The sequence below is a fragment of the Mobilicoccus sp. genome, assembly GCF_032060985.1.
Lineage (GTDB): Bacteria > Actinomycetota > Actinomycetes > Actinomycetales > Dermatophilaceae > Mobilicoccus.
The window spans coordinates 179,076-205,805 of record NZ_DAMBGD010000001.1 but is presented as its reverse complement, the minus strand read 5'-3'; the positions used below and the strand labels follow the sequence as shown (position 1 = coordinate 205,805).

Annotated in this window: 27 protein-coding genes; 5 read left to right on the top strand and 22 right to left on the bottom strand. The window is 72.4% G+C overall.

The features are described from left to right. Positions 1–7: 7 nt before the first annotated feature. The 4 genes from frr to rpsB all read right to left on the bottom strand — a co-directional run bounded on the left by frr (position 8) and on the right by rpsB (position 3,433). Positions 8–565, bottom strand: coding sequence for a ribosome recycling factor (gene frr, locus RT054_RS00890; RefSeq protein ID WP_292042958.1), 558 nt, complete (start codon positions 563–565; stop codon positions 8–10). Between the two features lie 149 nt (positions 566–714). Then, entirely contained in the window at positions 715–1,476 is a 762-nt protein-coding gene (gene pyrH / locus RT054_RS00885) for a UMP kinase (protein ID WP_396837169.1), read from the bottom strand. Positions 1,477–1,612: 136 nt separating this feature from the next. Then, the gene (gene tsf / locus RT054_RS00880) at positions 1,613–2,437 is read right to left on the bottom strand and encodes a translation elongation factor Ts (RefSeq protein ID WP_313021641.1); all 825 of its coding nucleotides are present in this window, start codon (positions 2,435–2,437) and stop codon (positions 1,613–1,615) included. 54 nt (positions 2,438–2,491) lie between these two features. Continuing rightward, positions 2,492–3,433: a 30S ribosomal protein S2 gene (gene rpsB / locus RT054_RS00875; RefSeq protein ID WP_312718368.1), complete on the bottom strand. Its 942-nt coding sequence runs from the start codon at positions 3,431–3,433 to the stop codon at positions 2,492–2,494. Between the two features lie 462 nt (positions 3,434–3,895). On the opposite strand from rpsB, the gene RT054_RS00870 reads away from it, so the two are divergent. Together RT054_RS00870 and RT054_RS00865 are read left to right on the top strand one after the other, a co-directional pair. After that, a complete protein-coding gene (locus tag RT054_RS00870; RefSeq protein ID WP_313021639.1) occupies positions 3,896–5,074 on the top strand; it encodes an aminotransferase class I/II-fold pyridoxal phosphate-dependent enzyme in 1,179 nt (392 codons plus the stop codon). 539 nt (positions 5,075–5,613) lie between these two features. Continuing rightward, the gene (locus RT054_RS00865) at positions 5,614–6,009 is read left to right on the top strand and encodes a M23 family metallopeptidase (protein ID WP_312718370.1); all 396 of its coding nucleotides are present in this window, start codon (positions 5,614–5,616) and stop codon (positions 6,007–6,009) included. Between the two features lie 77 nt (positions 6,010–6,086). Here RT054_RS00865 and RT054_RS00860 read toward each other — a convergent pair whose 3' ends face one another. From RT054_RS00860 to rpsP, 13 genes are all read right to left on the bottom strand, one after another. Next, the gene (locus RT054_RS00860) at positions 6,087–6,923 is read right to left on the bottom strand and encodes a DUF3152 domain-containing protein (RefSeq protein WP_312718371.1); all 837 of its coding nucleotides are present in this window, start codon (positions 6,921–6,923) and stop codon (positions 6,087–6,089) included. A 91-nt stretch (positions 6,924–7,014) separates the two neighbouring features. Continuing rightward, entirely contained in the window at positions 7,015–8,244 is a 1,230-nt protein-coding gene (locus tag RT054_RS00855; RefSeq protein ID WP_396837167.1) for a tyrosine recombinase XerC, read from the bottom strand. 90 nt (positions 8,245–8,334) lie between these two features. Beyond that, positions 8,335–9,453, bottom strand: a complete 1,119-nt coding sequence (dprA, locus tag RT054_RS00850; RefSeq protein WP_313021638.1) for a DNA-processing protein DprA — start codon at positions 9,451–9,453, stop codon at positions 8,335–8,337. A gap of 335 nt (positions 9,454–9,788) precedes the next feature. After that, a complete protein-coding gene (locus tag RT054_RS00845; protein WP_313021636.1) occupies positions 9,789–11,324 on the bottom strand; it encodes a YifB family Mg chelatase-like AAA ATPase in 1,536 nt (511 codons plus the stop codon). Beyond that, positions 11,324–11,686 carry a YraN family protein gene (locus RT054_RS00840; RefSeq protein WP_313021634.1) on the bottom strand — a complete coding sequence of 121 codons (363 nt, stop codon included), beginning with the start codon at positions 11,684–11,686 and terminating at the stop codon, positions 11,324–11,326. Before RT054_RS00840 ends, RT054_RS00845 begins: the two co-directional genes overlap by 1 nt. Positions 11,687–11,824: 138 nt before the next feature. Continuing rightward, positions 11,825–12,142 carry a DUF2469 domain-containing protein gene (locus RT054_RS00835; RefSeq protein ID WP_312718379.1) on the bottom strand — a complete coding sequence of 106 codons (318 nt, stop codon included), beginning with the start codon at positions 12,140–12,142 and terminating at the stop codon, positions 11,825–11,827. Further along, complete coding sequence (locus tag RT054_RS00830) at positions 12,139–12,867, bottom strand: ribonuclease HII (RefSeq protein WP_396837166.1); 729 nt, start codon at positions 12,865–12,867, stop codon at positions 12,139–12,141. Before RT054_RS00830 ends, RT054_RS00835 begins: the two co-directional genes overlap by 4 nt. A 272-nt stretch (positions 12,868–13,139) precedes the next feature. Then, a complete protein-coding gene (lepB, locus tag RT054_RS00825; RefSeq protein ID WP_313021633.1) occupies positions 13,140–13,973 on the bottom strand; it encodes a signal peptidase I in 834 nt (277 codons plus the stop codon). Between the two features lie 283 nt (positions 13,974–14,256). After that, positions 14,257–14,598: a 50S ribosomal protein L19 gene (rplS, locus tag RT054_RS00820; RefSeq protein WP_312718384.1), complete on the bottom strand. Its 342-nt coding sequence runs from the start codon at positions 14,596–14,598 to the stop codon at positions 14,257–14,259. A 323-nt stretch (positions 14,599–14,921) separates the two neighbouring features. After that, positions 14,922–16,196, bottom strand: coding sequence for a tRNA (guanosine(37)-N1)-methyltransferase TrmD (gene trmD, locus RT054_RS00815; protein WP_313021630.1), 1,275 nt, complete (start codon positions 16,194–16,196; stop codon positions 14,922–14,924). Between the two features lie 13 nt (positions 16,197–16,209). Further along, on the bottom strand, positions 16,210–16,728 hold the full coding sequence (gene rimM / locus RT054_RS00810; protein ID WP_313021628.1) for a ribosome maturation factor RimM: 519 nt from the start codon (positions 16,726–16,728) through the stop codon (positions 16,210–16,212). 139 nt (positions 16,729–16,867) lie between these two features. Beyond that, complete coding sequence (locus RT054_RS00805; RefSeq protein ID WP_312718388.1) at positions 16,868–17,104, bottom strand: RNA-binding protein; 237 nt, start codon at positions 17,102–17,104, stop codon at positions 16,868–16,870. Between the two features lie 2 nt (positions 17,105–17,106). Then, a complete protein-coding gene (gene rpsP, locus RT054_RS00800; RefSeq protein WP_313021624.1) occupies positions 17,107–17,628 on the bottom strand; it encodes a 30S ribosomal protein S16 in 522 nt (173 codons plus the stop codon). Positions 17,629–17,991: 363 nt separating this feature from the next. Between rpsP and RT054_RS00795 the strand changes: the two genes are divergently transcribed. The 3 genes from RT054_RS00795 to RT054_RS00785 all read left to right on the top strand — a co-directional run bounded on the left by RT054_RS00795 (position 17,992) and on the right by RT054_RS00785 (position 21,066). Continuing rightward, entirely contained in the window at positions 17,992–18,543 is a 552-nt protein-coding gene (locus RT054_RS00795) for a PAS domain-containing protein (protein ID WP_313021622.1), read from the top strand. Further along, entirely contained in the window at positions 18,540–19,487 is a 948-nt protein-coding gene (locus RT054_RS00790) for a methyl-accepting chemotaxis protein (protein WP_313021619.1), read from the top strand. Before RT054_RS00795 ends, RT054_RS00790 begins: the two co-directional genes overlap by 4 nt. Positions 19,488–19,605: 118 nt before the next feature. Continuing rightward, positions 19,606–21,066 carry a hypothetical protein gene (locus tag RT054_RS00785; protein WP_313021618.1) on the top strand — a complete coding sequence of 487 codons (1,461 nt, stop codon included), beginning with the start codon at positions 19,606–19,608 and terminating at the stop codon, positions 21,064–21,066. Positions 21,067–21,291: 225 nt separating this feature from the next. On the opposite strand, the gene RT054_RS00780 is transcribed toward RT054_RS00785, so the two are convergent. The 5 genes from RT054_RS00780 to RT054_RS00760 form a co-directional block, all read right to left on the bottom strand. Next, positions 21,292–22,290 (bottom strand): GNAT family N-acetyltransferase, encoded by a 999-nt coding sequence (locus RT054_RS00780; protein ID WP_313021614.1) that lies wholly within the window; start codon positions 22,288–22,290, stop codon positions 21,292–21,294. After that, positions 22,280–23,374: an amidohydrolase family protein gene (locus tag RT054_RS00775; protein ID WP_312718397.1), complete on the bottom strand. Its 1,095-nt coding sequence runs from the start codon at positions 23,372–23,374 to the stop codon at positions 22,280–22,282. The genes RT054_RS00780 and RT054_RS00775 overlap by 11 nt, the downstream gene beginning before the upstream one ends. Before the next feature lie 249 nt (positions 23,375–23,623). After that, complete coding sequence (locus RT054_RS00770) at positions 23,624–24,424, bottom strand: hypothetical protein (RefSeq protein WP_312718399.1); 801 nt, start codon at positions 24,422–24,424, stop codon at positions 23,624–23,626. A gap of 166 nt (positions 24,425–24,590) precedes the next feature. Beyond that, on the bottom strand, positions 24,591–26,270 hold the full coding sequence (ffh, locus tag RT054_RS00765) for a signal recognition particle protein (RefSeq protein ID WP_312718401.1): 1,680 nt from the start codon (positions 26,268–26,270) through the stop codon (positions 24,591–24,593). Between the two features lie 42 nt (positions 26,271–26,312). Beyond that, positions 26,313–26,681: a TraR/DksA C4-type zinc finger protein gene (locus tag RT054_RS00760; protein WP_312718403.1), complete on the bottom strand. Its 369-nt coding sequence runs from the start codon at positions 26,679–26,681 to the stop codon at positions 26,313–26,315. Between the last annotated feature and the right edge of the window lie 49 nt (positions 26,682–26,730).

The following is a 26,730-nucleotide window of genomic DNA, read 5'->3' as shown; positions in this document are numbered from 1 at the left end:
ACGTCGGTCAGACGGCGGAGAGCTCCGCCTCCTTGCCCTTGAGCAGCTCGTCGACCTGCTCGACGTGCTTCTTGGTGAGGGCCTCGAGCTCCTTCTCCGACCGCGTGCCCTCGTCCTCGCCGATATCGCCGTCCTTGACGAAGCGGTCGATCTGGTCCTTGGCGTGGCGTCGCACGTTGCGGATCGCGACCTTGGCGTCCTCGCCCTTGCGCTGCGCCATCTTGACGTACTCCTTGCGGCGCTCGGCCGTGAGCTCGGGCAGGATGCAGCGGATCGAGTGGCCGTCGTTGCTCGGGTTGACGCCGAGGTCGGAGTCGCGGATGGCCTTCTCGATGTTCGCCATCGCGCCCTTGTCGAAGGGCGTGATGAGCATGGTGCGGGCCTCCGGCGTCTGGAACGACGCGAGCTGCTGCAACGGCGTGGGGGCGCCGTAGTAGTCGACGAGGAGCTTGTTGAACATGCCCGCGTTCGCCCGGCCGGTGCGGATGGAGGCGAAGTCCTCCTTCGCCACCTCGATGGCCTTCTCCATCTTGTCCTCGGCCTCGAACATCGTCTCGTCCAACATGGTGGGTGCCTTTCACGTTCGCTCGCCATGCGCCGCACATCGGCGCGTGGGTCCCATGCTGTCAGACGTCCGCACCTCTCGCCGGGCATGGGCCGACGGGAAGTGGAGGTGTGGAGCCGCCCCACCTGCGGCGGTGGGCGCGGGGCGGGTCAGTCCGCGTAGACCTCGGTGCCGAGGGACTCCCCGCGCAGGACGCGGGAGATCGTCGACTCCCCCTGCATCGCGAAGACGATCATGGGGAGGCGGTTCTCCATGCAGAGGCTGAACGCCGCGGCGTCGACGACCTTGAGGTTGTGGGCGAGGGCCTCGTCGTAGGAGATGCGGTCGAACCGGCGGGCGTCGGGGTTGGTGCGGGGGTCGCTGTCGTAGACCCCGTCGACGCCGTTCTTGCTCATGAGCACGGCGTCACAGCCGATCTCGAGGGCACGCTGCGCCGAGACCGTGTCGGTGGAGAAGTAGGGCATGCCCGCGCCGGCGCCGAAGATGACGACCCGGCCCTTCTCGAGGTGGCGGATGGCCCGGCGGGGGATGTAGGACTCGGCGACCTGGCCCATCGTGATCGCGGTCTGCACGCGCGTGTCGATGCCCTCCTTCTCGAGGAAGTCCTGCAGCGCGAGACAGTTCATCACCGTGCCGAGCATGCCCATGTAGTCGGCGCGGGACCGTTCCATGCCGCGCTCCTGCATCTGGGCACCGCGGAAGAAGTTGCCACCGCCGACGACGACACCGACCTGCACGCCCTCACGCACGGCCTCGGCGATCTGGCGGGCGATGCCGCGCACGACGTCGGGGTCGACCCCCATGGAGCCTCCGCCGAAGGCTTCGCCGGAGAGCTTGAGCAGCACACGCTTGTAGGCACGCGGGGTGTCGTCGGTCACGGGTTTCTCCCTGTCAGTCGAGTTCGCGCTCATCCTCGCATCGCGGGCACCCAAGCCCAAAAGGGTCGAGGTGACCACGGCCGGTCGCCGGCCCCGGTCCCGCGGGACGACGGAGCCCGCCGCCCCGGTGATCGGGGCGGCGGGCTCGGTCGTGTCGCGGCGTGCGAGGTCAGTTGCCCACGCGGAGACGCGCGAAGCCCTTGGCCGTCGTGCTCGCCTCGTCGAGGACCTTCTGGACCGTCTTCTTCTGGTCCTTCGCGAACTTCTGCTCGAGGAGCACGTTCTCGGCGAAGAAGCCGTTGACGCGACCCTCGACGATGCGCGGGAGCGCCTGCTCGGGCTTGCCCTCCTCGCGGGCGGTCTCCTCCGCGATGCGACGCTCGTTGGCGACCATCTCCTCGGAGACCTCCTCGCGCGAGAGCACCGACGGGCTGAACGCGGCGATGTGCATCGCGACGTCGTGCGCGGCGTCGTCGTCACCGTCGTACCCGAAGATGACGCCGATCTGCGCGGGCAGGTCGGGGCTCGTCTTGTGGAGGTAGGAGACGACCTTGGGGGCCTCGACGCGCGCGACGCGACGGACCTCGATCTTCTCCCCGATGGCGGAGTTCGCCTCGTCGAGGAGCGTCTTGACGTCCTTGCCGTCGACCTCGGTGGCGAGCAGCGTGTCGGCGTCGGCGGCACCGGCGGCGACGGCCGCATCGAGCACCTTGGCCGCGAGCTCGCCGAACTTCTCGCCCTTGGCGACGAAGTCGGTCTCGCAGTTGACCTCGACGAGCGTGCCCACGCCACCGTCGACGTGCGCGGTGACCAGGCCGTTGGAGGCGCTGCGGCCCTCACGCTTGGTCACGCCCTTGAGGCCCTTGACGCGAAGGATCTCGGTGGCCTTGGTCTTGTCGCCCTCGGCCTCGTCGAGCGCCTTCTTGACGTCCATCATGCCGGCGCCGGTGGCCTCACGGAGCGCCTTGATGTCAGCGGCGGTGTAGTTCGCCATGCGATATCCCTATCTGTGTCGAAAACCGTTGGAGGGTGTCGATCCGGCCGAGGCTCAGGCCTGCTCGGTGCCCGCGGCCTCGGCGGCGGGGGCGTCGCCCGTCTCGGCGGCGAGCTGCTCGGTGGTCTCGGCGGCGGGCTGCTCGGTGGGAGCGGCCTCGACGACGGGCTCCTCGGCGTTCGCGGCCTCGGCCGTCGGCTCGGCCGCGTCGCCCGTCTCGGCGGGGGCCTGCTCGCCGGCGAGGAGCTCGCGCTCCCACTCGGCCATGGGCTCGGCCGCGGCGGTCTCCTCGGAGGAACCGCCCTGGCTGCGGGTCATGAGACCGTCGGCCACGGCGTCGGCGACGACGCGCGTGAGCAGCGAGACGGAGCGGATCGCGTCGTCGTTGCCGGGGATCTTGTAGTCGACCTCGTCGGGGTCGCAGTTGGTGTCGAGGATCGCGATGACGGGCAGCTTGAGCTTGCGCGCCTCGGTGACCGCGAGGTGCTCCTTCTTGGTGTCGACGATCCACACCGCCGAGGGCACCTTGGACATGTCGCGGATACCGCCGAGGGTCTTCTCGAGCTTCTCCTTCTCGCGACGCAGGACGAGGAGCTCCTTCTTCGTGCGGCCGCTGCCGGCCACGTCGTCGAAGTCGATCTCCTCGAGCTCCTTGAGGCGCGTGAGGCGCCCGGAGACCGTCTGGAAGTTGGTGAGCATGCCACCGAGCCAGCGGTGGTTGACGTACGGCATCCCCACGCGGGTGGCCTGCTCGGCGATGGCCTCCTGGGCCTGCTTCTTGGTGCCGACGAAGAGCACCGAGCCGCCGTGCGCGACCGTCTGCTTGACGAACTCGTAGGCGTCGTTGACGTACGTGAGCGTCTGCTGTAGGTCGATGATGTAGATCCCGTTGCGCTCGGTCATGATGAAGCGCTTCATCTTGGGGTTCCACCGACGGGTCTGGTGCCCGAAGTGGACGCCGCTCTCGAGGAGCTGGCGCATGGTGACGACGGCCATGCCGAGGTCTCCTTCTCGTTCGTTCCGGTTCATCGCCCCGCCGCGGGAGTGCGGGTGGAGCGCCTGGTGCCCCGGTCGTCACCACCGCCCCGGGACGGAGCGGACCTCGGCGACGTACCCCGGCTGGCGCATCGACCCAGGGAGGGTGCGAGGCGGGCCGGCATGGGACACGCGAATTCCACCGCCGCCCTGCCCTGCCGTCTCGAGACACTGCTCGAAACCCGAGACGCGACACGCGACGCGACTCGGAGTCCTGACGAGGCACATGACACAGCGGTGGTACCCCCCATCCTAGTGGCCGCGGTCGGGAGGATGCGAATCCGCTCCCTCGCCGCGACGTGGGAGGCCGGCCACGCCGACACCGAGCCCCTCGCGCGGTCGTGAGGATGTCGGTGGACGTCCCCACGACCGCCAGGTCCGCGAGCGCCGCCGGGCCGGGGGCCTGCGGTTAGTCTCCCGGGCATGGACAACCCTCTCGTGGAGACGATGGAGCCGTACGCGTCGACGATCTTCTCGGAGATGAGCGAGCTCGCCTCACGCACCGGCGCGGTCAACCTCGGCCAGGGGTTCCCGGACATCCAGGGCCCCGACTTCCTCGTCGACCTCGCGTGCGAGGCGATTCGCGCGGGCCACAACCAGTACGCGCCACGGTCGGGGGTCCCGGAGCTTCGCCGCGCGATCGCCGAGCACCAACGACGCTTCTACGGTCTCGACGTCGATCCCGACACCGAGGTCCTCGTCACCGCGGGCGCGACCGAGGCGATCGCCGCGACGATCCTCGCGATGGTGCGGCCCGGCGACGAGGTCGTCACCTTCGAGCCCTACTTCGACTGCTACCCGGCGATGGTCGCGCGGGCCGGTGGGATCCTGCGCACGGTCCCGCTGCACTTCCCCGACCACGCTCTCGACGAGGCCGCCCTCGCCGCGGCCTTTTCGGACCGGACGCGCCTGGTCCTGCTCAACACCCCCCACAACCCCACGGGCAAGGTGTTCACGCGGGAGGAGATGGCCGTCGTCGCCGAGCTCGCGGTCCGGCACGACGCGTGGATCGTCACCGACGAGGTCTATGAGCACCTCGTCCTCGACGACGTCCCTCACATCCCCATGGCCACCCTGCCGGAGGTCGCCGACCGCACCCTTACGATGTCGTCGGCCGGCAAGACGTTCTCGATGACGGGGTGGAAGGTCGGCTGGGTCACCGGGCCGGCGGCCGGGGTCGAGGCCGTGACCTCGATGAAACAATGGCTCACGTTCACCACGTCGGGGCCGTTCCAGTACGCGGTCGCCGAGGGCCTCGGGATGGACGACGCCGGATACGCCGAACTCACGACCGAGCTGCGGGCCCGGCGCGCCCAGTTGCTGACCGGACTCGCGCAGCTCGGCGTCCCCACCAACCGGCCCGCCTCCACCTACTTCGCCCTCGCGGACTTCTCCGGTTTCGGCATGAGGCAGGCCCTCACCGAGATGCCCGGCTTCGCCGAGGAGCACGGGTTCGTCGGGGTGCCCGCCGCCGCGTTCGTCACCGGCCCCGAGGTCGAGGCCGCCGGCCCGCTCGTGCGTCTCGCGTTCTGCAAACGCGAAGAGGTCGTCACGGCGGGCCTCGAGCGCCTCGCCGCCGCCCGGCGACCGACGGCTCGCTGAGCCGCCGCATCACGGAGGCGCCGAGCCACGGAGGCGCCGCATCACGGAGGCGCCGAGTCACGGAGGCGCCGCATCACGGAGGCGCCGAGCCACCGAGGCGCCGAGCCACGGGTCCGGCCGTCCCCAGGCTGCCCTGACCGGCCTCCCCGTCCACAGCCCGACCCGGCCCGCCCCTCCCGTGGCCCGAGGGCGGCGACGCTGCCGCCATGAGAGTCGCCCCGCTGCTCCTCACCATGGCCGTCTCCGGCTCGCTCGCGTTGACGGCGTCCGCACCCGTCCCCCCACCGCGCGCTGCCGTCCCCACGACGCGTGCCTCGGTCTCCACGACCGCCGCGGTGCCCCCGGCGCCGGTGTCCACGAGTCGCGTTCTCGCCAGGCCCGACGGCGGCCCACCCCGGCCCCACCGGGCTCCGCCGGCACCCCCGTCACCGCCGGAGAAGGACATCGTGGCGGTGACCACGGGACAGGGTCCGAGAGGGAGGAAAACCCCCGCGAACGAGACCTCCGGTCGGTGGCTCCCGCCGGTCGACCCGCTCCGGGTGGAGCGAGGCTTTCAGGCCCCGGCGCAGCACTGGCTCCCCGGGCACCGCGGGGTGGACCTCGCGGCCGCCGACGGCGCTCCGGTGCGCGCCCCGGCCGACGGGCGGGTGGCCTTCGTCGGCGTGGTCGCGGGCAAGCCCGTCCTCTCCCTCGATCATCGGGACCCGGACGGGGACGGACTCCTCCGTACGACCTACGAACCGGTCCTCGCCTCGGTGGACCGTGGCGCCACCGTGCGCCGGGGTGAGGTCGTCGGCACCGTCGTCGTCACCGGGATCTCACACTGCGCGCAGGGGTGTCTGCACTGGGGCGCCAGACGTGACGGGAACTACCTCGACCCGCTCGGCCTGCTCGGCGGACGCGTCCGCCTGCTCACTCCGTGGAGCCGTCCGTGAGCGACGGCGCAACGGCACGCCGTCGAGGACCGGGACCCCGGTCCCCGCCGCGCCGAGCGGTGCTGCCGAGGCGACGGTCAGCGCGGTCCGACCGTCGGATACGGATTGGCGCGGCAGCCCTCGAGATGCAGGGTCTGCTGAAGCATGACCGGGGCCTTCGCACCCGGGGACGGACACGGCCGGTGGCCGTGTCCGATGGAGTGACCGACCTCGTGGTTGACGAGGTAGACGCGGTAGTTCGCGAGGTCGTCGCCGTAGGTGGGCGAGCCGTGGATCCACCGCCAGGAGTTGACCATCACCTTGCCGTCGTGGTGGCAGGAGAGCCGGCCGTTGGTGCGCAGTGGCGCGCACGCGGCGTCGACGAGGCGGGGGCTGGCGAACAGGATCCGGATGTCGGCCTTCGCTCCCTTGTCCCGTTGCTCGGGCGAGACGTTGACGAAGCGGATCCCGTCCTTGGCCTGCCACCCCCGGCGATCGGTGAGGTCGGCACGGACGGCGGCCGGGAAGCCGGCGGCGACGTCCTCGAGCCCCTTCTCGACCTCGACGGTGTACCGGACGACGCGGCCCGGGGCCTCGGACGCCGGGGTGTCCGCGCCGGGCACCGAGACCACGCGGGTCGTGCCTGACGCGGCCTCGGGGACGTCGACGGTGTCGGGGTCGGCGGGCGACTCGGGGATGTCCCCCTCCGCCTCACCCGCGGGCCCGGCCGAGGTGGTCGCCCCCGCGGAGGGCGTCGTCGCCTCGACGGTCGCCGGCGCGGGCGACATGGGGACCGAGAGGGTCGTCGGCGCGGGGGCGCCGGGGGCGTCCGCCCCACCGGGCCCAGGGGTCGCGCCACAGGCGGCGAGAAGGAGGGCGACGGCGACGGCCATCGTCGTCGACCGTCCGCGTCGTCCGGCACCGGTGGTGCTCATGTCCTGCCTCGTCCCCTCGTCGTCCCTCTCGTCTTCATCGGCAGGAGCCCTGCCGATCCGATCCTCCCCGGCCGTCGTGCGCGACCCGCTGTCAGGCCCGCGGGTGGGCCTGGGTGTAGGACCGCAACAGCCGATCCGTCGACACATGAGTGTAGATCTGCGTCGTCGACAGGCTCGCATGCCCCAGGAGCTCCTGCACGGTGCGCAGGTCGGCGCCCCCCTCCACCAGGTGGGTCGCGGCGGAGTGGCGGAGGCCGTGGGGGGAGAGGTCGGGGACCCCGGCCGCAGAGGTCGCCGCGTGGACGACCTCGCGCACCCGCCGAGCGTCGAGGCGACCGCCGCGTGCGCCGACGAACAGCGCCGGGCCGCTGCGGCTCGTCGCCAACGCCGGGCGTCCGAGCCCCATCCAGTCGCGGACCGCGTCCCGGGCGGGGACACCGAACGGCACGACCCGCTCCTTGTCGCCCTTCCCGAGGACCCGCGCCGTGCGTTCGTCGAGATCGAGGTCGTCCACGTCGAGGCCCACGAGTTCGCCCACCCGGCACCCCGTCGCGTAGAGCAACTCGAGCACGGCGCGGTCCCGCAGGACGGTGGCCACGGCAGTGGGACTCCCGCCTCCGGACTCGCGGTGCCGGTCGATGCGCGGCGTCTCGGCCCTCGGCCGTTCTGCGAGGTCGGTCGGGTGTGTGGCGTGGTCGGCGGCCCCGGTGCCCACCCGCGTCTCGCCTCGGGTGCCCACGCTCGTCCGGCCACCCGCGCTCACCTCGCCGGCGGCGGCGTCGAGGAGGGTCTCGACCTGGTCCGCACGAAGGACGCCGGGCAGGTGGCGACCGCGTTTCGGGGTGACGAGGCGGGCCGCGACATCGGTGTCGAGATACCCCTGGCGGGCGGCCCAGCGGGTGAACGCCCGCGCCGAGGCGGAATGGCGCGCGATCGTCGCCCTCGACTCGCCACGGGCGGCGCCCTCGGCGAGCCAGGCCCGCAGGACGGGCAGCGTCAACGACCGGAGGCCGTCATCGGCCCCGGCCGCGGTTCGTGCGAAGGCGAGCAACGCGGCGACGTCGTGTCGGTACCCACGCACGGTGTGGGGAGAACGGCCCCGCTCGGCATGCAGGTGGCGGACGAACCGCTCGGTCACCGCATCGTCCGGCGCGTCGCCGTCGCCCCGCGTGTCACCCGTCGCGGTGGCACCCGCCGACGCTCGGGCGGACTCGGGAGGAGCTGCGGGCGCCCCCGGGTCCCCGGACGCCGCTGAACCGCCGTCGGCCGCCTCGGGGATCGGCGGCACGGAGGTCGCGGGGGTCTCGTCGTCGATGGACACGCCTTCACGGTCGCAGAGCCACCGGCCCGCGCCAAGCACCCCGCGTCCCCGATCCGACTCGGCGTGCGGCTGGGTGGCCACGTCACACCGTCACGACACCAGGCGCCAACCGTGTTCGGTGCGGCAGGCATGACCGAGGAGTTCCAGCCGACCGAGGGCGGCACGGACCGTCGCCTCGGTCTCCCCCGCGCCCACGGCGAGCTCGTCGACCTCGGCACCCCTGCGTCGCGGGAGGGCGTCGAAGACCCGGCGATCCGGCCCTTCCAAGCCGTCCCCCACCCGAGCCGGAACGTGGATGTCCGGGGCGAGGTCCTGGCCCATGACGCCGATGAGCTCGACGACCTCGGGGGCGTCGGTGACGAGCTGCGCCATGCCGGACCGGATCATCTCGTGGCACCCCACCGAGGCCATCGACGTGATGGGTCCGGGCACGGCGAGGACCACCCGGTGGTGGGCGGCGGCGGTACCGGCCGTGTTCCGCGAACCCGACCGACGACCGGCCTCCACGACGACCGTGCCGAGGGTCATCGTGGCGATGAGGCGGTTGCGCAGCAGGAACCGGGATCGCAGCGATGTCGATCCTGGTGGCATCTCGCTGATGAGGGCACCGGTCTGCGCCACGTGCCCGAGCAGTCGATGGTGCGCCGCGGGGTACGGTCGGTCGACCCCGCCGGCGAGGACCGCGACCGTCGTCCCGCGGACGGCGAGGACCCCACGGTGTGCCGCTGCGTCGATGCCGAAGGCGCCACCGCTCACGACCGTGACGTCGCGTTCGGCGAGCCCGGCGGCCAGGTCCGCGGCCACCGTCTCGCCGTAGGCGGTGGCGGCCCGGGCGCCGACGACCGCGACCGAGCGCCGCGTCACCGCCCCGAGCGACGCCGGTCCGCGCACCCACAGGACGTGCGGTGGGCATGCGAGATCGTCCAGGCCGCTGGGCCATTCGGCCTCGCCCGGGGTGACGAGACGGGCGTCGCAGGCGGCGGTGTCGTCGAGGATCGCCGTGAGTTCGAGCCGGGCGAGGCGCGGCTTGAACCGGTCGAGGGCGCTCTCACCACGAGTGAGCAAGGTCTCCAGGGCGGTCACGGCGCCCAGCTCACGGACGAGCCCGGCCGCGACGGGGTCGCCCGGTTCGGCGAGCCCGCTCCACACGACGCGGGCGAGCACCTCGGGGTCCAGCCCGTCGAGCCCGGCCTCGACGGCCGAGAGCACGGGGTGGGCGAGACGGGGCAGGGCAGGCGCCGTCGCCGTCCCGGACGGAACCGCGGCGGACGAGCTGCTCGACGTCGTCGACCGGGACGACGGGGTCGGAGGTGGGGGCGCGCTCGGGGATGGAGACGGGCTCGCGACGGACGGGGTGGTCCGGGTCGTCGAGCCGCCCGACGTGGGCGACGGGCCGGGTGCGGGCGCCGTGGCCCGGGCGGGCGAGGTGTTCGCGGTCGGGGTCGTGGCACGAGGACCGGCTGGGGTCGCCGGATCGGGCGGGGTGAGAGGTGAGGCGGGCACGAGGGGGTCCTTCCGTGGTCGATGGTGCGGCGTGGAGGGGCTCAGGCCGCCAGGCCCGCCTGGGTGCGGAGGCCGAGGGCGATGCCGACGTCGTCACGGCCGGGCTCCTCGGCGCCGTGGAGGTCGGCGAGGGTCCACGCGATCCGGAGGACGCGGTCGTACCCGCGGAGGGTGAGCATGCCCCGGTCGAGGGCGCGGTCGAGATCGCCGGTGACGTGCGTCGGCAGTCGCAGCCCGGGGCCGCGCAGGACGGGGCCGGGCACGTGTGCGTTGAGATGTCTGCCCACGGCGGCCAGGCGCGTCCGCTGCGCATCTCGCGCCCTCGCGACGCGTTCGGCGACGACCGCGGTCGGTTCTCCCCCGCCCTCGGCGAGCCCGGGGCGGGTGACGGCGGCGACGCGGATCTGAAGATCGACGCGATCGAGGAGGGGGCCGACGAGCTTGCCGAGGTAGTCGCGCCGTGCCCGTGGCGAGCACGAGCAGTCCAACCCCTTACCGTGGGCCTTGCCGCACGGGCAGGGGTTCGCGGCGAGCACGAGTTGGAACCTCGCGGGGAACCGCGCCGCCGAGCGCTGCCGCGCCACGGTGACCTCGCCGGATTCGAGGGGCTGACGGAGCGACTGCAGCACCGCGGCGGAGAACTCGGGGCTCTCGTCGAGGAACAGCACCCCCGCGTGGGCCTGGGAGATGAGCCCGGGCCGCACGACCCCGCTCCCGCCCCCGATGACTGCGGCCGGGGAGGCGTGATGGTGCGGGGCGACGAACGGCGGTCGCCGGATGAGCTGCCCCCCGGCGAGCAGGCCGAGGACCGAGTGGACCGCCGACACCTCGAGCGCGTCGTCGTCGCCCAGCTCCGGCAGGAGGCCCGGCAGGCACTCGGCGAGCATCGTCTTACCCGCCCCGGGCGGTCCGATAAGGATGAGGTGGTGGCCGCCGGCGGCGGCCACCTCGAGCGCGAGGCGGGCCTCGGGTTGACCCACGACCTCCCCCAGATCCCGGTGACGCGGTGGCAGGGTGACGACCTCCGTCGGTGGCGACTCGTCCTCGATCTCGGCGCCCTTCTCGACGGCCTCGTGGCGACCGACGATCTGGGCCAGCGACGAGGCCCCGATGACCTCGATGCCCGAGACGAGCGCGGCCTCGCGCATGTTGCCCACCGGCACGACGACCTTCTCGTAACCCGCCCGCCGCGCGGCGAGGACGAGCGGCAGGACCCCGGCCACCGATCGCACGGACCCGTCCAGACCCAGCTCTCCGAGGTGCACGATCTCGTCGACGACCCGCCCCGACACCTTCTCGGCCGCCACGAGGACTGCGATCGCGATGCCCAGGTCGAAATGAGAACCCATCTTGGGCAACGAGGCCGGGGACAGGTTGACGGTGATGCGCCGGTTGGGGATCTCCAGTCCGCTGTTGCCGCCCGCGGCCTTGATCCGGTCCCCCGACTGCCGGCAGGCGGCGTCGGGCAGACCCCCGATGACGAAGGCCGGAAGCCCCTGGACGATGTCGGCCTCGATGTTGACGGTGGCACCTCCGAGACCGACGAGCGTCACGCTCCTCGTCCGCCCGAGCCCCATCAGGCCACCCCGACGAGATGTTCCACGGTGGCCGGACCGCGGGGCGGACGCATAACGGCGACGACGTCGATGCGCACGTCCCGGGTGTCCGTCGAGGGGTGGGCCTCCACCCAGCAGCCGGCGAGACGCCGCAACCGCGCGGCCTTGACGGGTGTCACCGCCACGGCCGGCCCCCCGAACTCCAGGCGCCTGCGGGTCTTCACCTCGCAGACGATCAGGCACTGGCCCTGCCGAGCGACCAGATCGATCTCGCCGACCCGGCACCGCCAGTTGCGGTCGAGGATCTCGAGACCCGCCTCGGTCAGATACCGCGCAGCCAGACGCTCCCCGTACTCACCGAGGGCCCGTCGTCGATCAGCCATGACCTCACCTCCGCCGCCAGCCTCGCGGCAGGCGGCCGCGTGGGCGGCCGCACCGAGGGCGGGTGTGGACGGCGGCGGTGACGCCGTGGGGCTGTGGAGGAGACGCTCAGCGACGGTCGGAGCGCAGACGCGGCCGCGTCAGAACTTGCCGTCCTCCGGCACCTCGAGGTCGCTCTTGGCCAGTTCCTCGATGTTGACGTCCTTGAAGGTGACGACGCGGACGTTCTTGACGAACCGCGCCGGGCGGTAGACGTCCCACACCCAGGCGTCGGACATGCTCACGTCGAAGTAGACCTCGCCGGAATCCGACCGGACCTTCACGTCGACCGCGTTGCACAGGTAGAAGCGACGCTCGGTCTCGACGACATGGGTGAACAGCCCGACGACGTCCCGGTACTCGCGATAGAGCTGCAGCTCCATCTCGGTCTCGTACTTCTCGAGGTCCTCGGAACTCATGACACCTTCCCCTTCACCGGTCCATCATCGCCCACGTCGGCCCGCACCTCGAACTCCGCCCCGTCGGCCTCCTCGCTCCGTCCCGGGTCGCGTGGCGCCACCGGCGCCTCCCCCATGAGCCTCCATGAGCGACGGTGGAGTTCGCAGGGGCCGTGTTCGAGGAGCGCGGCCCGGTGCTCGGGCGCCGCGTACCCCTTGTTGACCGCCCAACCATAGTGCGGGTGGACGCCTGCGAGCTCGACCATCCGGGCATCGCGCTCGACCTTGGCGAGGACGCTCGCCGCGGCGACGCTCGAACACGCCATGTCGGCCTTGATACGGGTGCGGACGGGCGGGACCGGCACGTCCGGCCACGGGGGTGGCGGCCCGAGGTCGAACAGCGCCTCCTCGGCGGCGCGGCCGGTGAGCCAGTCGTGCTTGCCGTCGAGGATCACCACGTCGGGGACGAGGCCGCACGCCCCCAGCGCCCGCAGGCCGGCGAGACGGAGCGCGGCGAGGATCCCGAACGTGTCGATCTCCTCGGGGCTCGCGTGCCCGACGCCGTGGCCGTGCGCCCACCTCCGGACGCGCGGCGCGAGGCGCTCGCGGATGGACGGCGTGAGGAGCTTGGAGTCCCTCACCCCGCTGGGTGCGCTGCGCGTCGTCGCGGTGACGACGACGACCCCCACGGAGACCGGCCCGGCCAATGCCCCTCGGCCCACCTCGTCCATGCCTGCGACGAGCACGTGGCCCTCGCGGGCGAGAGTCCGTTCGACCCGTAGCGACGGCGTCCTCGCAGGACCGGGGCGCCGTCCCCCTCCACGGCCACCGCCGGCCACGCGGGCGGTGGGAACCACCGGGGGCACGGGAACTCCCGACGGACGGGACCCCTGTGCTGACGCGGGCGGTCCGGTGACCGCGGCCCTCCCGGCGATCCCCGGACCGACGGCCTCGGGGTCCTCGGCGGTCAGGACGTCCCGGAGGTCACCGGACCTGGCCTCAGGGCCGATCGACGTGCTCACGGCGTGTCGGTCTCCGTCGGCGCGGGCGGACCCGACGGCACGGGCGGACTCGTGGGAGCGGGCGTCGAGGCCGGGGTGGGGATGCTCGCGAACGTCTCCTGGGGCACCCCGAGCCAGGTGAGTCGCTCCAGCGGCCAGACCACGGCGAAGGCGCGCCCGACGATGTGATCGATCGGCACGGACCCGACCATCCCGAGATCCCCGTCGCCCTCCTGGTAGCGGGAGTCGCGGGAGTCCGACCGGTGATCGCCCATCACCCACACCCGTCCCGCGGGCACGGTCACGTCGAACTCGACGTCACTGGGGGTGTCACCGGAGTGCAGGTAGGGCTCGTCGATGGGGGTGCCGTTGATCGAGACACGGCCGTCGACGGTGCAGCACCGGACGTGGTCGCCGGGAAGACCGACGACCCGCTTGATGAGGTGGTTGCCCTCGTCCTCGGGGAGCAGCCCCACCCAGGTGAGGGCCTCGTTGATGCGTTCGCCGATCCCCTCCTGGCGGGGGGCCTCGACGGTGGGGTCCAACCATCCGCCGGGGTCGACGAAGACGACGACGTCGCCACGCTGCAGCTGGAACGGGGAGGGGGTGAGCTTGCTGACGAGGACCCGGTCGTCACGCACGAGCGTGTTCATCATCGACGCCGAGGGGATCCAGAAGGTCTGGACCAGCCACGTCTTGGCGACGAGGGAGAGCACCACCGCGAGGGAGACGATGATGACGATCTCCTTGACGAACGCCAACACCCCGTGCAGGAACGCGCCGCCCGGGGCCTCACCCGTCGGCGGCCCTGGCTGCCCGGGGCGCCCCCCGGTCTCGTGCGGTCGGCTCATACGTCCTGTCGTCCTCGTCATCGTCGCTCTCGTAGGTCGGCACTCGGACGGCGCACCGTCGGTGCGTCGCGGCCCACGGCGGACGAGGCTCAGCGACCGTCGTCCGTGAACGGACGACGACGGGACCCCGACCCACCGGGAACCGTACCCCGTTCGCGCGACACGCCGCGTCCCGGACCCCCTGCGGAGCCCCGGGCAGGCCGCGCCCGAACACGACGGCGCCCCGGCCGACGAGGTCGGTCCGGGGCGCCGTGGCGACGTGCGTGCCGCGCGAACCGGCAGGTCAGCGCTTCTCGCGGATCTTCGCGGCCTTGCCGCGCAGGTTGCGCAGGTAGTACAGCTTGGCGCGACGGACGTCACCGCGGGTGACGACCTCGATCTTCTCGACGACCGGCGTGTGCAGCGGGAACGTGCGCTCCACGCCGACACCGAAGCTCACCTTGCGGACGGTGTAGGTCTCGCCGACGCCACCGCCGTGGCGGCGGATGACGACGCCCTGGAAGACCTGCACACGGGTGCGGTTTCCTTCGATGACCCGCACGTGGACCTTGACGGTGTCCCCCGCGCGGAACTCGGGGATGTCGGTGCGCAGGTTGGCCTGGTCGACCATGTCGAGCTTGTGCATGACGCGTTCGCTTTCTCGGCGGTGCCACGGGTCACCCCGGATGGGTGTCGAGACGATGCGTCGATCGGCCGCATGCGCCCGGAGGACCGCCCGCGAGGGGCGGTCGATGTGTGGGCTGCACGTCCCCCCGTGGTAGGGGCCGTGAGGAGATGACGCGGTGATCCATCTTGCCAGAGGAGCCGCCCTCCCCGGAAATCGGAGGCAGTCGTCGGGCCCCCTTCGCCGTCCCGCATCTCGGACCGGAGGTGGTTCTCGGGCCGGAGGCTGTGGGCCCAGGCCCGAGCCCTCCCCTCCGGATCGAGGGGAAGGGGTGGGCCGTCGTGTCAGGACCTGTCGCGCGGCAGCCGGGCGGCCATCTCGACCGTGCCGGGGTAGGCGGGTTCGCCACGCAGGACCCGGAATCCGGCCTTGCGGTAGAGACGCTGGTTGCGCGTGCTCGCGGCGCCGGTGACGAGCCATGCGCGACGCGCCGCCGGGTCCGCGGCCGCCAGCGCGTGCTGCAGGAGGGCACGACCCAGCCCGCGGCCGGTGAGATCGGGCGCGACCATGAGCCGCCCGATCTCCCACGTGGCGGGGGCGTCGTCGTTCCCGATCGCGGCCAGTCGTCCGCGCACGGAGGCGACGAGTCGCCCGGCCGCATCACGCACCACCCAGGTCCGCCACGCCGACCCCGGGGCGAGCGAGGCACGCACGTCCTCGAGGGTCTCGGTCAACGGCGGAATGGTGTAGTCGTGCGCGATCTCGCCCTCGAGCAGCCAACAGCACCGCTGCAGGACGTAGAGCTCGGCGGCGTCCGCCGGGACCGCAGGGCGCAGCGGCAACGCGTCCTCGCCGTGGAGGACCGCCGACGGCGGGAGGAGGTCGGGACGACGATCCGCCGTGCGGGCGAGGCGCTGCTCGTGCCGCCAGCGGGCGATCGCGCCGTGGTCTCCGCCGAGGAGGACGGCGGGCACGTCCCTCCCCCGCCAGGACGCGGGCTTGGTGTAGACGGGGTACTCGAGGAGGCCGTCCTCGTGGGACTCCTCGACGAGCGATTCGGCGTTGCCGACGACTCCGGGGACGAGACGCGCGATCGCCTCGACCATCGCGAGCACGGCGACCTCGCCGCCGTTGAGGACGTAGTCGCCGAGGGAGAGGATCTCGACCCGTCCGTCGAACACCTCGCGGGCATGCTCGTAGACGCGCTCGTCGATGCCCTCGTAGCGCCCGCAGGCGAAGACGAGATGCTCCTCTCGCGCCAGGCGGTGCGCGCTGGCCTGAGTGAACGGCGCACCCCCCGGTCCGGGCACGAGGAGCCGCGCGCGCGGGCGCGTTCCCGCCGCGGGACCCACCCCCGCGCTCCCGGGGTCGTCGGTGTTCTCCGGGGCGACCGACCCCAGCACCGCGTCGAGCGCCTCCGCCCACGGTTCGGCCTTCATCACCATCCCCGCACCTCCGCCGTAGGGGGTGTCGTCGACCGTGCGATGGCGGTCGTGGGTGAAGGTGCGCAGATCGTGGACCCGCAGGTCGAGCAGACCGTCGCGCCGGGCCTTGCCGATGAGCGACAGGTCCAGCGGCGCGAGGTACTCGGGGAAGATCGTGACGACGTCGAGGCGCATGGGGTCGGGCTCCTCAGGCGTCGAGGTCGAGCAACCCGGGAGGGGCGTCGATGACCACGTGCGGGTCGGCGGGGTCGAGGTCGACGGTCGACACGATCTCCGCGACGAACGGGACGAGTGCCTGGCGGCCGTCGAGCAGCCGCACCGTGAGGAGATCCTGGGCGGGACGCACGTCGAGGGCGACGATCTCGCCGAGCACCGCGCCCTCGGGGTCGCGCGCCTGGACGCCCACGAGGTCGTCCTCGTACCAGGCGTCCTCGTCGTCCTCGTCGTCCGTGGCGTCCTCGTCGAGCAGGAGGCGGGTGCCGCGTAGCGCCTCGGCGGCCGTGCGGTCACCGGCCTCCTCGAAACGCAGCAGCCAGACGCCCTGGTGGACACGCGTGCCCGCGATCGTGAGCGGCCCACGGTCGGGATCGGTCTCGAACCGGGCCTCCGGGACGAACCTCTCCCCGGGTGCATCGGTGTGGAGCTGGACGGTGACCTCACCGCGCAGTCCGTGGGGTTTGCCGATGCGGGCGACGACGGCGCTCATCGTTCTCCTTGTCCGAGGGCGGCGGGGTGAGGGGAGCCGGGGTGGGGTGGGCACGAGGGTCCGGGCATGCAGCGGATCCCCGCCCCACTCTGCCCGAGGGCGAGGGGGAACGGGGATCCGGTCGTGCGTACGCGAGAGGTCAGCGGTCGAGGTCGACGATGTCGATCCGCACCTGACGTCCGCCGGAGAGGGCGCCCACGATCGTGCGCAGGGCGCTCGCGGTGCGACCCGACCGGCCGATGACGCGGCCGAGGTCGTCGGGGTGGACCCGGACCTCGAGGAGCTCGCCGCGGCGCAGCTCACGGTGCCGGATCTCGACGGCGTCCTCGTGGTCGACGATGCCCCGAACGAGGTGCTCGAGTGCTTCTTCGAGCATGATCAGGCTTCGGTGGACTGCTCGGTCTTCGCCTCGGCGGCCTCGGTGGCCTCAGGGGCGGGAGCGTCCTCGACGGCGACCTCGGCGGGGGTCTCCTCCGCGGCCGCGGTGGCCTCCTGAGCCTTGCTCGCCTTGGGCTCGCGCTTCTTCGGCGGGTTCTTCTCGTAGTCCTCGTCGGCCTTGCCGGCAGCGGCCATCGCGGCCTCGTAGAGGTCCTTCTTGCTGGGCTTCTCGGGCTGGGCCTTGAGGGTGCCCTCGGCACCGGCCTCCCCCTTGAACTTCTGCCAGTCGCCCGTGACCTTGAGCAGCGCGGCGACCTGCTCGGTCGGCTGCGCGCCGACACCGAGCCAGTACTGCGCCCGCTCGGAGTCGATCTGGATGACCGAGGGCTCACGGGTCGGGTGGTAGAGCCCGATCTCCTCGATGGCACGGCCGTCGCGCTTGGTGCGCGAGTCCATGACGACGACGCGGTAGAAGGGGCTGCGGATCTTGCCCATCCGCTTGAGACGAATCTTGACGGCCACGGTGGTGGTCTCCTCATGGATCATGAGCACGGCGAGACCGGCCGGAGGAAGGCGAGGCCGGGGAACCGATGCTCGGGGTGTAGGCGCCCGAGATCCCGGCGAACTGGGGCCGGGCGGGTACAGCCGACCATTGTGCCAGACCCACCCCGGTGCGGCGGAATCGCCGCCCGGCAGGGAGCCCCCGCCCCGGCGGCGATCGCGGACCGGCCATGGCCCCGATAAGCGCCCGGCCTTCGCGGGTGAGCGACGGCGGCCCACACGATCGCACGAATCGCTCATCGCGTACCCCTCGCCGCCGAACCTGAAGGAGCCCCCTGCCGTGCGCCTCGCGAACGGCCCGCCGCCGCGAGAACGGAATCACCGATGCGTCAGAGCACCGTCACGCCGACGGGCCGGGAGGTCACGTTCGGCGCCGACGAGGTGATCGTCAGCAAGACCGACCCCAAGGGCGTCATCACCTACGCCAACGACGTCTTCTGCCGCGTGAGCGGGTTCCGCGAGGACGAACTCGTCGGTCGGCCGCACAACGTCATCCGGCACCCCGACTTCCCGCGCGGGGTCTTCAAGCTGCTGTGGGACACCCTGGAGGCGAAACAGGAGATCTTCGCCTACGTCAAGAACATGACGAAGTCGGGCGACACGTACTGGGTGCTCGCGCACGTCACCCCCAGCCTCGACGCCGCCGGCCGCATCGTCGGCCACCACTCCTGGCGTCGGTGTCCCGAGCCCGCCGCGGTGCGGGAGGTCGACGCGGTGTACGACCTCATGCGCGCCGAGGAGGCACGGCACCGGCGCACCGTGGAGGCGGCGGAGGCCTCCCTCGCCCTCGTGGGGCGGGTGCTCGCGGAACGGGGCGTGTCCTACGACGAGTTCGTGTGGGACCTCATCGCACGCACGACGAGCCTCACGCGATGAGGCGTCCCACCCGCGGAGGGGACACCCCGCATCCCGTGCCTCCGACGGGGCCGACGGCGGCGGACGGGCACACGACGCCGGCGGTCTGCGCGGTGATCGAGGATGTCCTGGAGCGCGTGCTCGCCGGCGACCTCGACGCCCGCACCGTGCTCCTCGATGCGCCCGAGGAACAGGTCCGCCTCGCCCACCGCGTCAACGACGTCATCGACCTGTTCCAGGCGTTCGCACTCGAGACGGAGCTGTCGTTGCGAGCTGCGGGCGAGGGCCGGTATCACCGCCGGTTCCTCCCCCGCGGCATGCCGGGCCGGCTCAAGGACGGCGCGCTGCGCATCAACGAGGCACGGCAGTCGATGCTCGAGCGGGACCAGGCCCTCGAGGCCCGTGACCTGGAACGGCAGGGGTTGGCCGACGGGGTCTCGACGGTGTCCGAGCACCTCGCCGAGGCGGCGCGGAACCTGCACACCTCCGCCACCGGGCTCTCGGCCTCGACCAGGACCGCCGTGTCGGAGGCCGACTCCGCTCTCGCGACCGTGTCACACCTGGAACGGGTGAGCGCGGACATCGACCAGGCCGTGCGACTCATCGCGCAGGTCGCCTCGCAGACCAAGCTCCTCGCGCTCAATGCGACCATCGAGGCGGCTCGGGCGGGTGAGGCCGGCAAGGGGTTCGCGGTCGTCGCCGCGGAGGTCAAGACCCTCGCCGAGGAGACGAGTTCGTCCTCCGGTCGGATCGCCGAACAGGTCGAGGCGACGCAGGCGGCGGCCCGTCAGGCGGCGAACGCGCTCGGCGCGATCACCGCGGCGATCGAGGGCATCGACGCCCGCGTGGCCGAGATGTCGACCTCCATCGAGGGCCGGGGAGGGCTCGAACTGCTCTCGGGATCCCTGCAGTCCCAGGTCGAACGCCTGCTGGCCGCCGGCGGGAGCGCGACCCGCGGCGGGTGAGGCCGACGGCTCGGTCCCGACCACGAGGAGCAGCGAGCTTCCCCACCACATCTCTCTTATTGAGAATGATTCTGACATAGGGTGACGCCGTCCTTCCCCTCACCCCCGTGGAGAGTCGATGTCCCCCATGCGAACCCGCGTCCTGCGCAGCGCGGCCCTCGTCACCCTCGTCGTCGGCCTCGGCGCCGCCCCGGCGGCGGCGCACCCGCCGACACCGGTCACCCCCGAATCCTGGACCGCGGGCGAACGCCTGCTCGTCTCCGACAGCGCCACCGGAGACATCGTCGTCCTCGACGACGGCCGCCTCGTCACGCGCGTCTCCACCCCCAGGGCCCCGATCAGCCTCGCGCGCAGCGCGGACGGCACCACTGCCGTGGCCATGCGTGGGCGTGACACCGATCGCGCGACGGCCACGTTCCTCCGCACCTCCTTCGACGAGAAGACCGGGCGCGCGGGCTTGCCGTTCGTCGCCCGCACCTGGGTGGGCCAGGCCCCCGGCGGCGTCCACCACGGACGGCTCCCCGAGTTCGACGGGCACCTCCACTTCGTCGACGAACGCACCGCGCAACTCCACGGCGTGCGCCTCGACAAGCTCGTCGGTCTCGCCCGGGCGCAGTCCCGCACGATCGACCTCGGCCGGCCCGACCACTACTCCTTCGTCACCACCCGCAACGGCACGAAGGCACCGGTGTTGCACGTGGGATACCTCCGCAAGGGAGAGATCCGCTCGCTCGACGCCCGCACCGGACGCACCCTGTCCGTCGCCACCGGCTGCCCCGGACTCCACGGCGCAAGCCCCGACGAGTCGGGTCGACGGGTCGTCTTCGCCTGCCGGGACGGACTGCTGACGATCCCCGCCGACCCGGGCGCAGGGGCGGGGAGGGCAGCCCAGCGCACCGCCTACCCCTCCACGGAGAGGATCGGCTCGCTCGTGCCGGGCGCCGGAGGCATCCGGTGGGGCTCCACCGAGGGGCCCGGCGCCGCCCTCCATCGCGTGGACACCTCGGGGAAGGCCGTGACGGTCTCGCTCCTCCCGCTCGCGCACGGGGGCCAGGCGCGGCACGCGCTGCGCACGGCGACGACACCCGTCGGCTCGCGGCTGCTCGTCCTCACCTACGAGGGCCACCTTCAGATCCGGGACGGTCGCACCGGCGCCCTGCGCTCGGAGGTGCGCGTCGCCCCGCGGACGCCCGTGACCGCGGAGGAGACGACCGCGGTCGCCGCGAATCCCGACATCGTCGCGACGACCGAGAAGGCCTTCCTCTCGGTGCCCAGCCGGGGGGAGATCGTCGAGGTCGACCTGGCGAGCGGAACCGTCGGGGATCGGATGCCGGTGGGCGGCACGCCCACCCGGATGGTGCTGCTCCATGCCCCCACCGCCGGCTCCCACGGCCACGGTGATCACGACAACGGCGATCACAAGAACGGCGATCACGACAACGGTGGCCAGGCCCACAAGCCCGGCGGCGGGCACCCGCACGGCACCGCGACGACCCCGGCCACTGCCGGCCGGTCGACCGGACCGGCGACCCCGGCGACCCCGGGCGCGATCACGGGCCATGACGGCCACCGTCACTGAGGCCCCGAGCCCGGTCACGGCCACGGCCGGTCCCGAGCGACGTCACGGCCACCGGCACTGACGAGCACGGCCGCCATCGACGAGCACGGCGCCGCCGACGGGTACCGACACACGACGACCGGGGGGTGAGGCTCTGCGCCGACGAGCACCGACCCCTCACCCGGCTGCGGGATGCTGGTCGTGCTCGACCCGGGTGGTCAGTGGACGGTGGTCGATCGGCTGTGGTCAGTCGGCCGTGGCCAATCGAACCGATCGGTCGGCCGGTCGGGCATGGGCGCATTGCCACGCGTGCAGGGCCACACGGGTCACCCCCGCAGCGTCGGCGACGTCGTCGGGGGCGACGACGAGGTGGATACGGCGCCGGGTCTCCGCGTCGAGGTGCGCCTCGTCGGCCAGCAGGACGGCCCCGCCGAGGGCGTCGTCCACCCGCGTCCCCCACGGGGTGCCGTCGACACGCAGCACCGGCACCGCGAGTTCACCGGCGAGGGCTCGCGCGCGGCGCACGAGTTCGGGGTCGAGGACGGCCACGCCGTCCCCGTGCCCGCCGACATCGCGCTCTCCGCCCACGGACCTGCCGTGGACGGTGACCGCGGCGCCGGGCGTGAGGAGGACGAGCGGCCGGAGCCCACGGTGCGGGGCGTAGGGAATCGCCGGCCACTCCTCCCGGTCGACGCCGTAGACGAGGTGGTCGCGCCAGTCCTCCCGCCCGCTGCCGTCGGCGAGCCACAGGTAGCGGGGATAGAAACCCCGTCGCCGAAAACCCAAGGACCGCAACAGCCCCGCCGAGCGCACGTTGCCGGGTTGTACCGCGGCCTCGACGCGGTTGAGCCCGAGCCCGCGGGGCATGGAGGCGAAGGCGACGTCGACGACGAGTGCCAGTCCCTCGGCGAACAGCCCCTGCCCCGCATAGGGGTCGTAGGCGTCGTAACCGAGGACCCCGGAGAAGGCCCGCCCGCGCTGGATGCCGGTGAGGTTGACCTTGCCGACGATGTCGTGCCCGCGTCGTCGCACCGGCGGCAACGCGCGAATGAGGAAGGTGCGGTGTTCGTCGCTCTGACGGCTCAGGTGGTAGGCGAGATCATCCGCGTTGACGGGGTTCCACGGGCGGATGCGCTCGCGGGACTCCTCGACGGCGCGGCGATAGATCGGGATGTCGCTGTCGAGCACCGTGTCGATGCGGACCCGCTCCCCCACGGCCGACAGCGGGCGCAGTTCAGCGGACAACGGCGCCGCGCAGGACGATGCGGTGGGGGTCGGCGATGGTGCGGACGTCCTCGCGGGGGTCGTCCCGGTAGACGACGAAGTCGGCCTGGGCACCCTCGGTCAGGCCCTCGCGGCCGAGCCACTCCCGGGCTCCCCAGGTCGCCGCGGAGATCGCCTCCAGGGAGGTCATCCCGGCCTTGGTGAGTTCGGCGATCTCCTGGGCGACGAGGCCGTGGGGCAGGCTGCCGCCCGCGTCGGTGCCGACGTAGATCGGCACGCCGGCCTCGTGCGCGGCGCCGATCGTGTCGTAGCGGCGCTCGTGGAGGTCCCGCATGTGCGCGGCGTAGCCGGGGTACTTCTTCTCGGCGGCGGCGGCGATGTCGCCGAACGTCGCGATGTTGACGAGCGTGGGGACGATCGCGATGCCCTGCCGGGCGAAGGTCTCGACGGTCTCGGGGACGAGGCCGGTGGCGTGCTCGATGCAGTCGACGCCGGCCGCGGCGAAGTCGACGAGGGACTCCTCGGCGAAGCAGTGGGCGGTGACACGCGCCCCCTCCTCGTGCGCGGCCTCGACCGCGAGCTCGAGCGCGGAGCGGGGCCAACAGGGCGCGAGATCGCCGACCTCGCGGTCGATCCAGTCACCGACGAGCTTGACCCAGCCGTCGCTGAGCGCGGCCTGTTGCCGCACGTAGGTGACGACGTGCTCGGGCTCGGTCTCGATGGCGAAGTTGGGGATGTACCGCCGCGTGCGCGCGATGTGGCGACCCGCGCGGATGAGCTGCGGGAGATCCTCGCGTTCCTGGACGAACCGGGTGTCCAGCGGCGACCCGGCATCGCGGATGAGCAGGGTGCCGGCGTCGCGGTCGGTGAGGGCCTGCTCGACGGCACGCTCGGGTTCCACGGCGCCGCGGGAGTCCAGACCCACGTGGCAGTGCGCGTCGACGAGTCCGGGGAGCACCCATCCGTCGACCGTCTCGACGTCGGAGGCCGCGGCCTGCGCCGGGCGCTCGAACGTGAGGCGGCCGTCGACGACCCACAACTCGTCGACGACGTCGTCGGGTCCTCGGAGGATCCGGCCCCTCACCTGCAGTACGGACGCACTCATGGGACGACCCTACCGATCTCCTCCCCGCCAGAGCGGACTCTTCGCCCCGATCACGCGAGTGGGTCTCTCCCGGCGTGATCACCGCAGAACGACTCCACCGCCAGGACCGGGGCGACGTGTGGCGGTGCGCCGACACCGCCGCGGCGGTCTCCGCCGCTCGACGTGTGGATCGAGGGAGTGCACGGGGGATGTCCGACGAGCGCGTGGTGGCAGCCCGGGGCGAGGGGTCGACGGCGTCTCGATGAGACCTCAAACGAGGAAGGACAACCCGGCGGCGAAGGCGAACCCGAGCACGGTGACGAGACCCGCGGACTCCCCCGCCTTCTCACGGGCTTCGGGGATGAGCGAGTCGACGAGCATGACGAGGAGCGCGCCCGCCGCGAATCCCTGGATCCCGCCCTGGACCGGCGCCTTGACGACGTCCGCGACGAGATACCCGGCGATCGTCGCGAGACCGCACACCGCCGTCACACCCGCCCACAGGACGAGGACGAAGCCGCGTGATCGCCCCGCCTCCCGCATGTCGGTCGCCGAACCGATGGACTCGGGCAGGTTGGAGACGAAGATCGCGACGAGCAGCGCGACGCCGACGTCCCCACCGGCCGCAAGACCGATGCCGAGCACCGCCTGTTCGGGGATGCCGTCGAGGAACGCCCCGACGGCGAGAGAGGTCCCGCCCTGCGCCCGGCGTCGACCCTGGACGGAGGGTTGTCCGACCGTCGAGGCGTCGTCGGCGTCGAGGGGCCCGGTCGGTCCTTCGAGACACCGATCCGGGTCCACCGGGTCGTCGCTGCCCGCGCGTTCGACGACCTTGTTGGCCCCGAGATAGACGAGCGCCCCGACCGCGAGCCCGGTGCCCACGGGCACCGGTCCACCGTCGTGCAGCCCCTCCTCGAACAACTCGAACGCGATGCTCGCGATGAGGGCACCTCCACCGAAGGCGAGGACCGTGCCCACGAGACGCGAGGACCACGGTCGGACCAGACCGAGGACCGCGCCGATGAGCAGCGACGACGCAGCGACGAACCCCCACAGGGCGGCAACAGACACGCCCTCATGATGACGGGCCGAAGACCTCGCGCTGACACCGCCACCTCGGCTCGTGCACCTCCACCAGGAGGTGCATCCCCACCCCGGCAGGTGCCTCGCCGCACGAGCAGCCGGGGTGGCGCGTACGCGGTGTCAGCTGCGGACAGCTCGACTCAGGGTGCGTCGGTCACTTGAGGAACTTGTCGAAGCCCTTCGGCAGGCGGGACGGGTCGAAGTCCTTCATCGCCTCGGCGAGGTCGGCCGGGTTGGGCTGACCACCCTGAGCAGCGCCCTGGCCGCCCTTGCCACCGGCCCCCAGCGCACTGCCCGGTGCCGCCTGGTCGCCGCCGCCACCGAGGGCGGCCGAGATCGCTGCTTCGCGCGCCTGCTGCGCCTTGAGCTCCAGCTCCTTCTCCTGCTGGGCCCGCTTGGCGGGGTTGCCGCTCTTGCCCTTCTTCTTCGGCGGGGCCTTCTTCTTGGCCGCGGGACCACCGCCGCCGGGCATGCCCGGCATGCCGCCGCCCCGCTTGAGCTGGCGGATCATCTTCTGCGCCTCACCGAACCGCTCGAGCAGGCCGTTGACCTCGCTGACGTGGACACCGGACCCCCTGGCGATGCGGGCCCGGCGGGACCCGTTGATCTGTTTGGGGTGGTTGCGTTCGAACGGGGTCATCGAGCGCACCATCGCCTCGACGCGGTCGAACTCCTTGTCGTCGAGCGCGTTGAGCTGGTCCCGCATCTGGTTCATCCCCGGCATCATGCCGAGCAGCTGCTTGAGGTTGCCCATCTTGCGGACGGCGGCCATCTGCTGGAGGAAGTCGTCGAACGTGAAGTCCTCGTCGGCGAGGAACTTGCGCGCCATCTCGTCCTGCTCGCGCTGATCGAACGCCCGCTGGGCCTGCTCGATGAGCGTGAGGACATCACCCATGTCGAGGATCCGCGAGGCCATCCGGTCGGGGTGGAAGACCTCGAAGTCCTTCGTGTTCTCACCGGTGGAGGCGAACATGATCGGCTTGCCCGTCACGTGCGCGACCGACAGCGCCGCACCACCGCGGGCGTCACCGTCGAGCTTGGAGAGCACGACGCCGGTGAAGTCGACCCCGTCCGCGAACGCCTGCGCGGTCTCGACGGCGACCTGACCGATCATCGCGTCGATGACGAACAGGACCTCGTCGGGGGAGATCGCGTCGCGGATGTCGCGGGCCTGCTTCATCAACTCCATGTCGATGGCGAGACGGCCGGCGGTGTCGACGATGACGACGTCACGCTGCTGCCGGGTGGCCTCCTCGACGCCCGCCCGGGCGACGGCGACCGGGTCGCCGTACCCGCGTGTCCCCGAGCCGAACTCGACGGCGGCGTCCGATCCGGCGACGTTGCCCCGTTCGGGCGCGAACACCGGCACGCCGGCGCGTTCACCGACGATCTCGAGCTGGGTGACCGCGTTCGGACGCTGGAGGTCGGCCGCGACGAGCATCGGCGTGTGTCCCTGCTGCTTGAGCCAGGCGCCGAGCTTGCCCGCGAGGGTCGTCTTACCCGACCCCTGGAGGCCGGCGAGCATGATCACCGTCGGTGGGTTCTTGGCGAACTGCAGCGTGCGGGTCTGGCCGCCGAGGATGCCGACGAGTTCGTCGTTGACGATCTTGACGACCTGCTGGCCCGGATTGAGCGCCTCGTGCACCTCGCTGCCGAGCGCGCGCTCCCGCACGGCCGACGTGAAGGCGCGCACCACCGGCAGGGCGACATCGGCGTCGAGAAGGGCGACGCGGATGTCGCGGATCGTCTGGTTGACGTCCTTCTCGGTGACGCGGCCCTTGCCACGCAGGTGCTTGAAGGTCAGCGTGAGGCGGTCGGACAGGTTGGTGAACACGGGCACAAGGCTATCGGAGGATCTCGACGCCCCTCCCCCGCGTCAGGCGCAGTCGACGCAGCGATCCGTCTGCGGGCGCACCGCGAGCCGTGCTGCCGGGATGGGCCGGCCACACGCCGCGCAGGAGCCGTCCCACCCGGCGTCGAGGCGGCGGCGGGCGGTGTCGACGTCGGCGAGGTGGCGCCGCGCCGCGTCCGCCGCCGCGTCGGCGACGGCACGATCCCAGGCGACCGTCGACCCCTCGGGGTCGTGTTCGTCGTCACCGTCCGCGTCCCCTCGGGCGGCGGCGAGTCCCCTCGCCACCGTGTCGAACTCGGCGACACGCGCGGCGGCGTCCGCCCGGGCCCGATCGAGGGCCTCACGCAGCCCCTCCCGATCCGGGCCCCTCGCCGCCTCGTCTGCACGCGCCATCCCTCGACGGTACGCGCACGGCCCGCGGAGCCGGGGACACCGCCAGCCC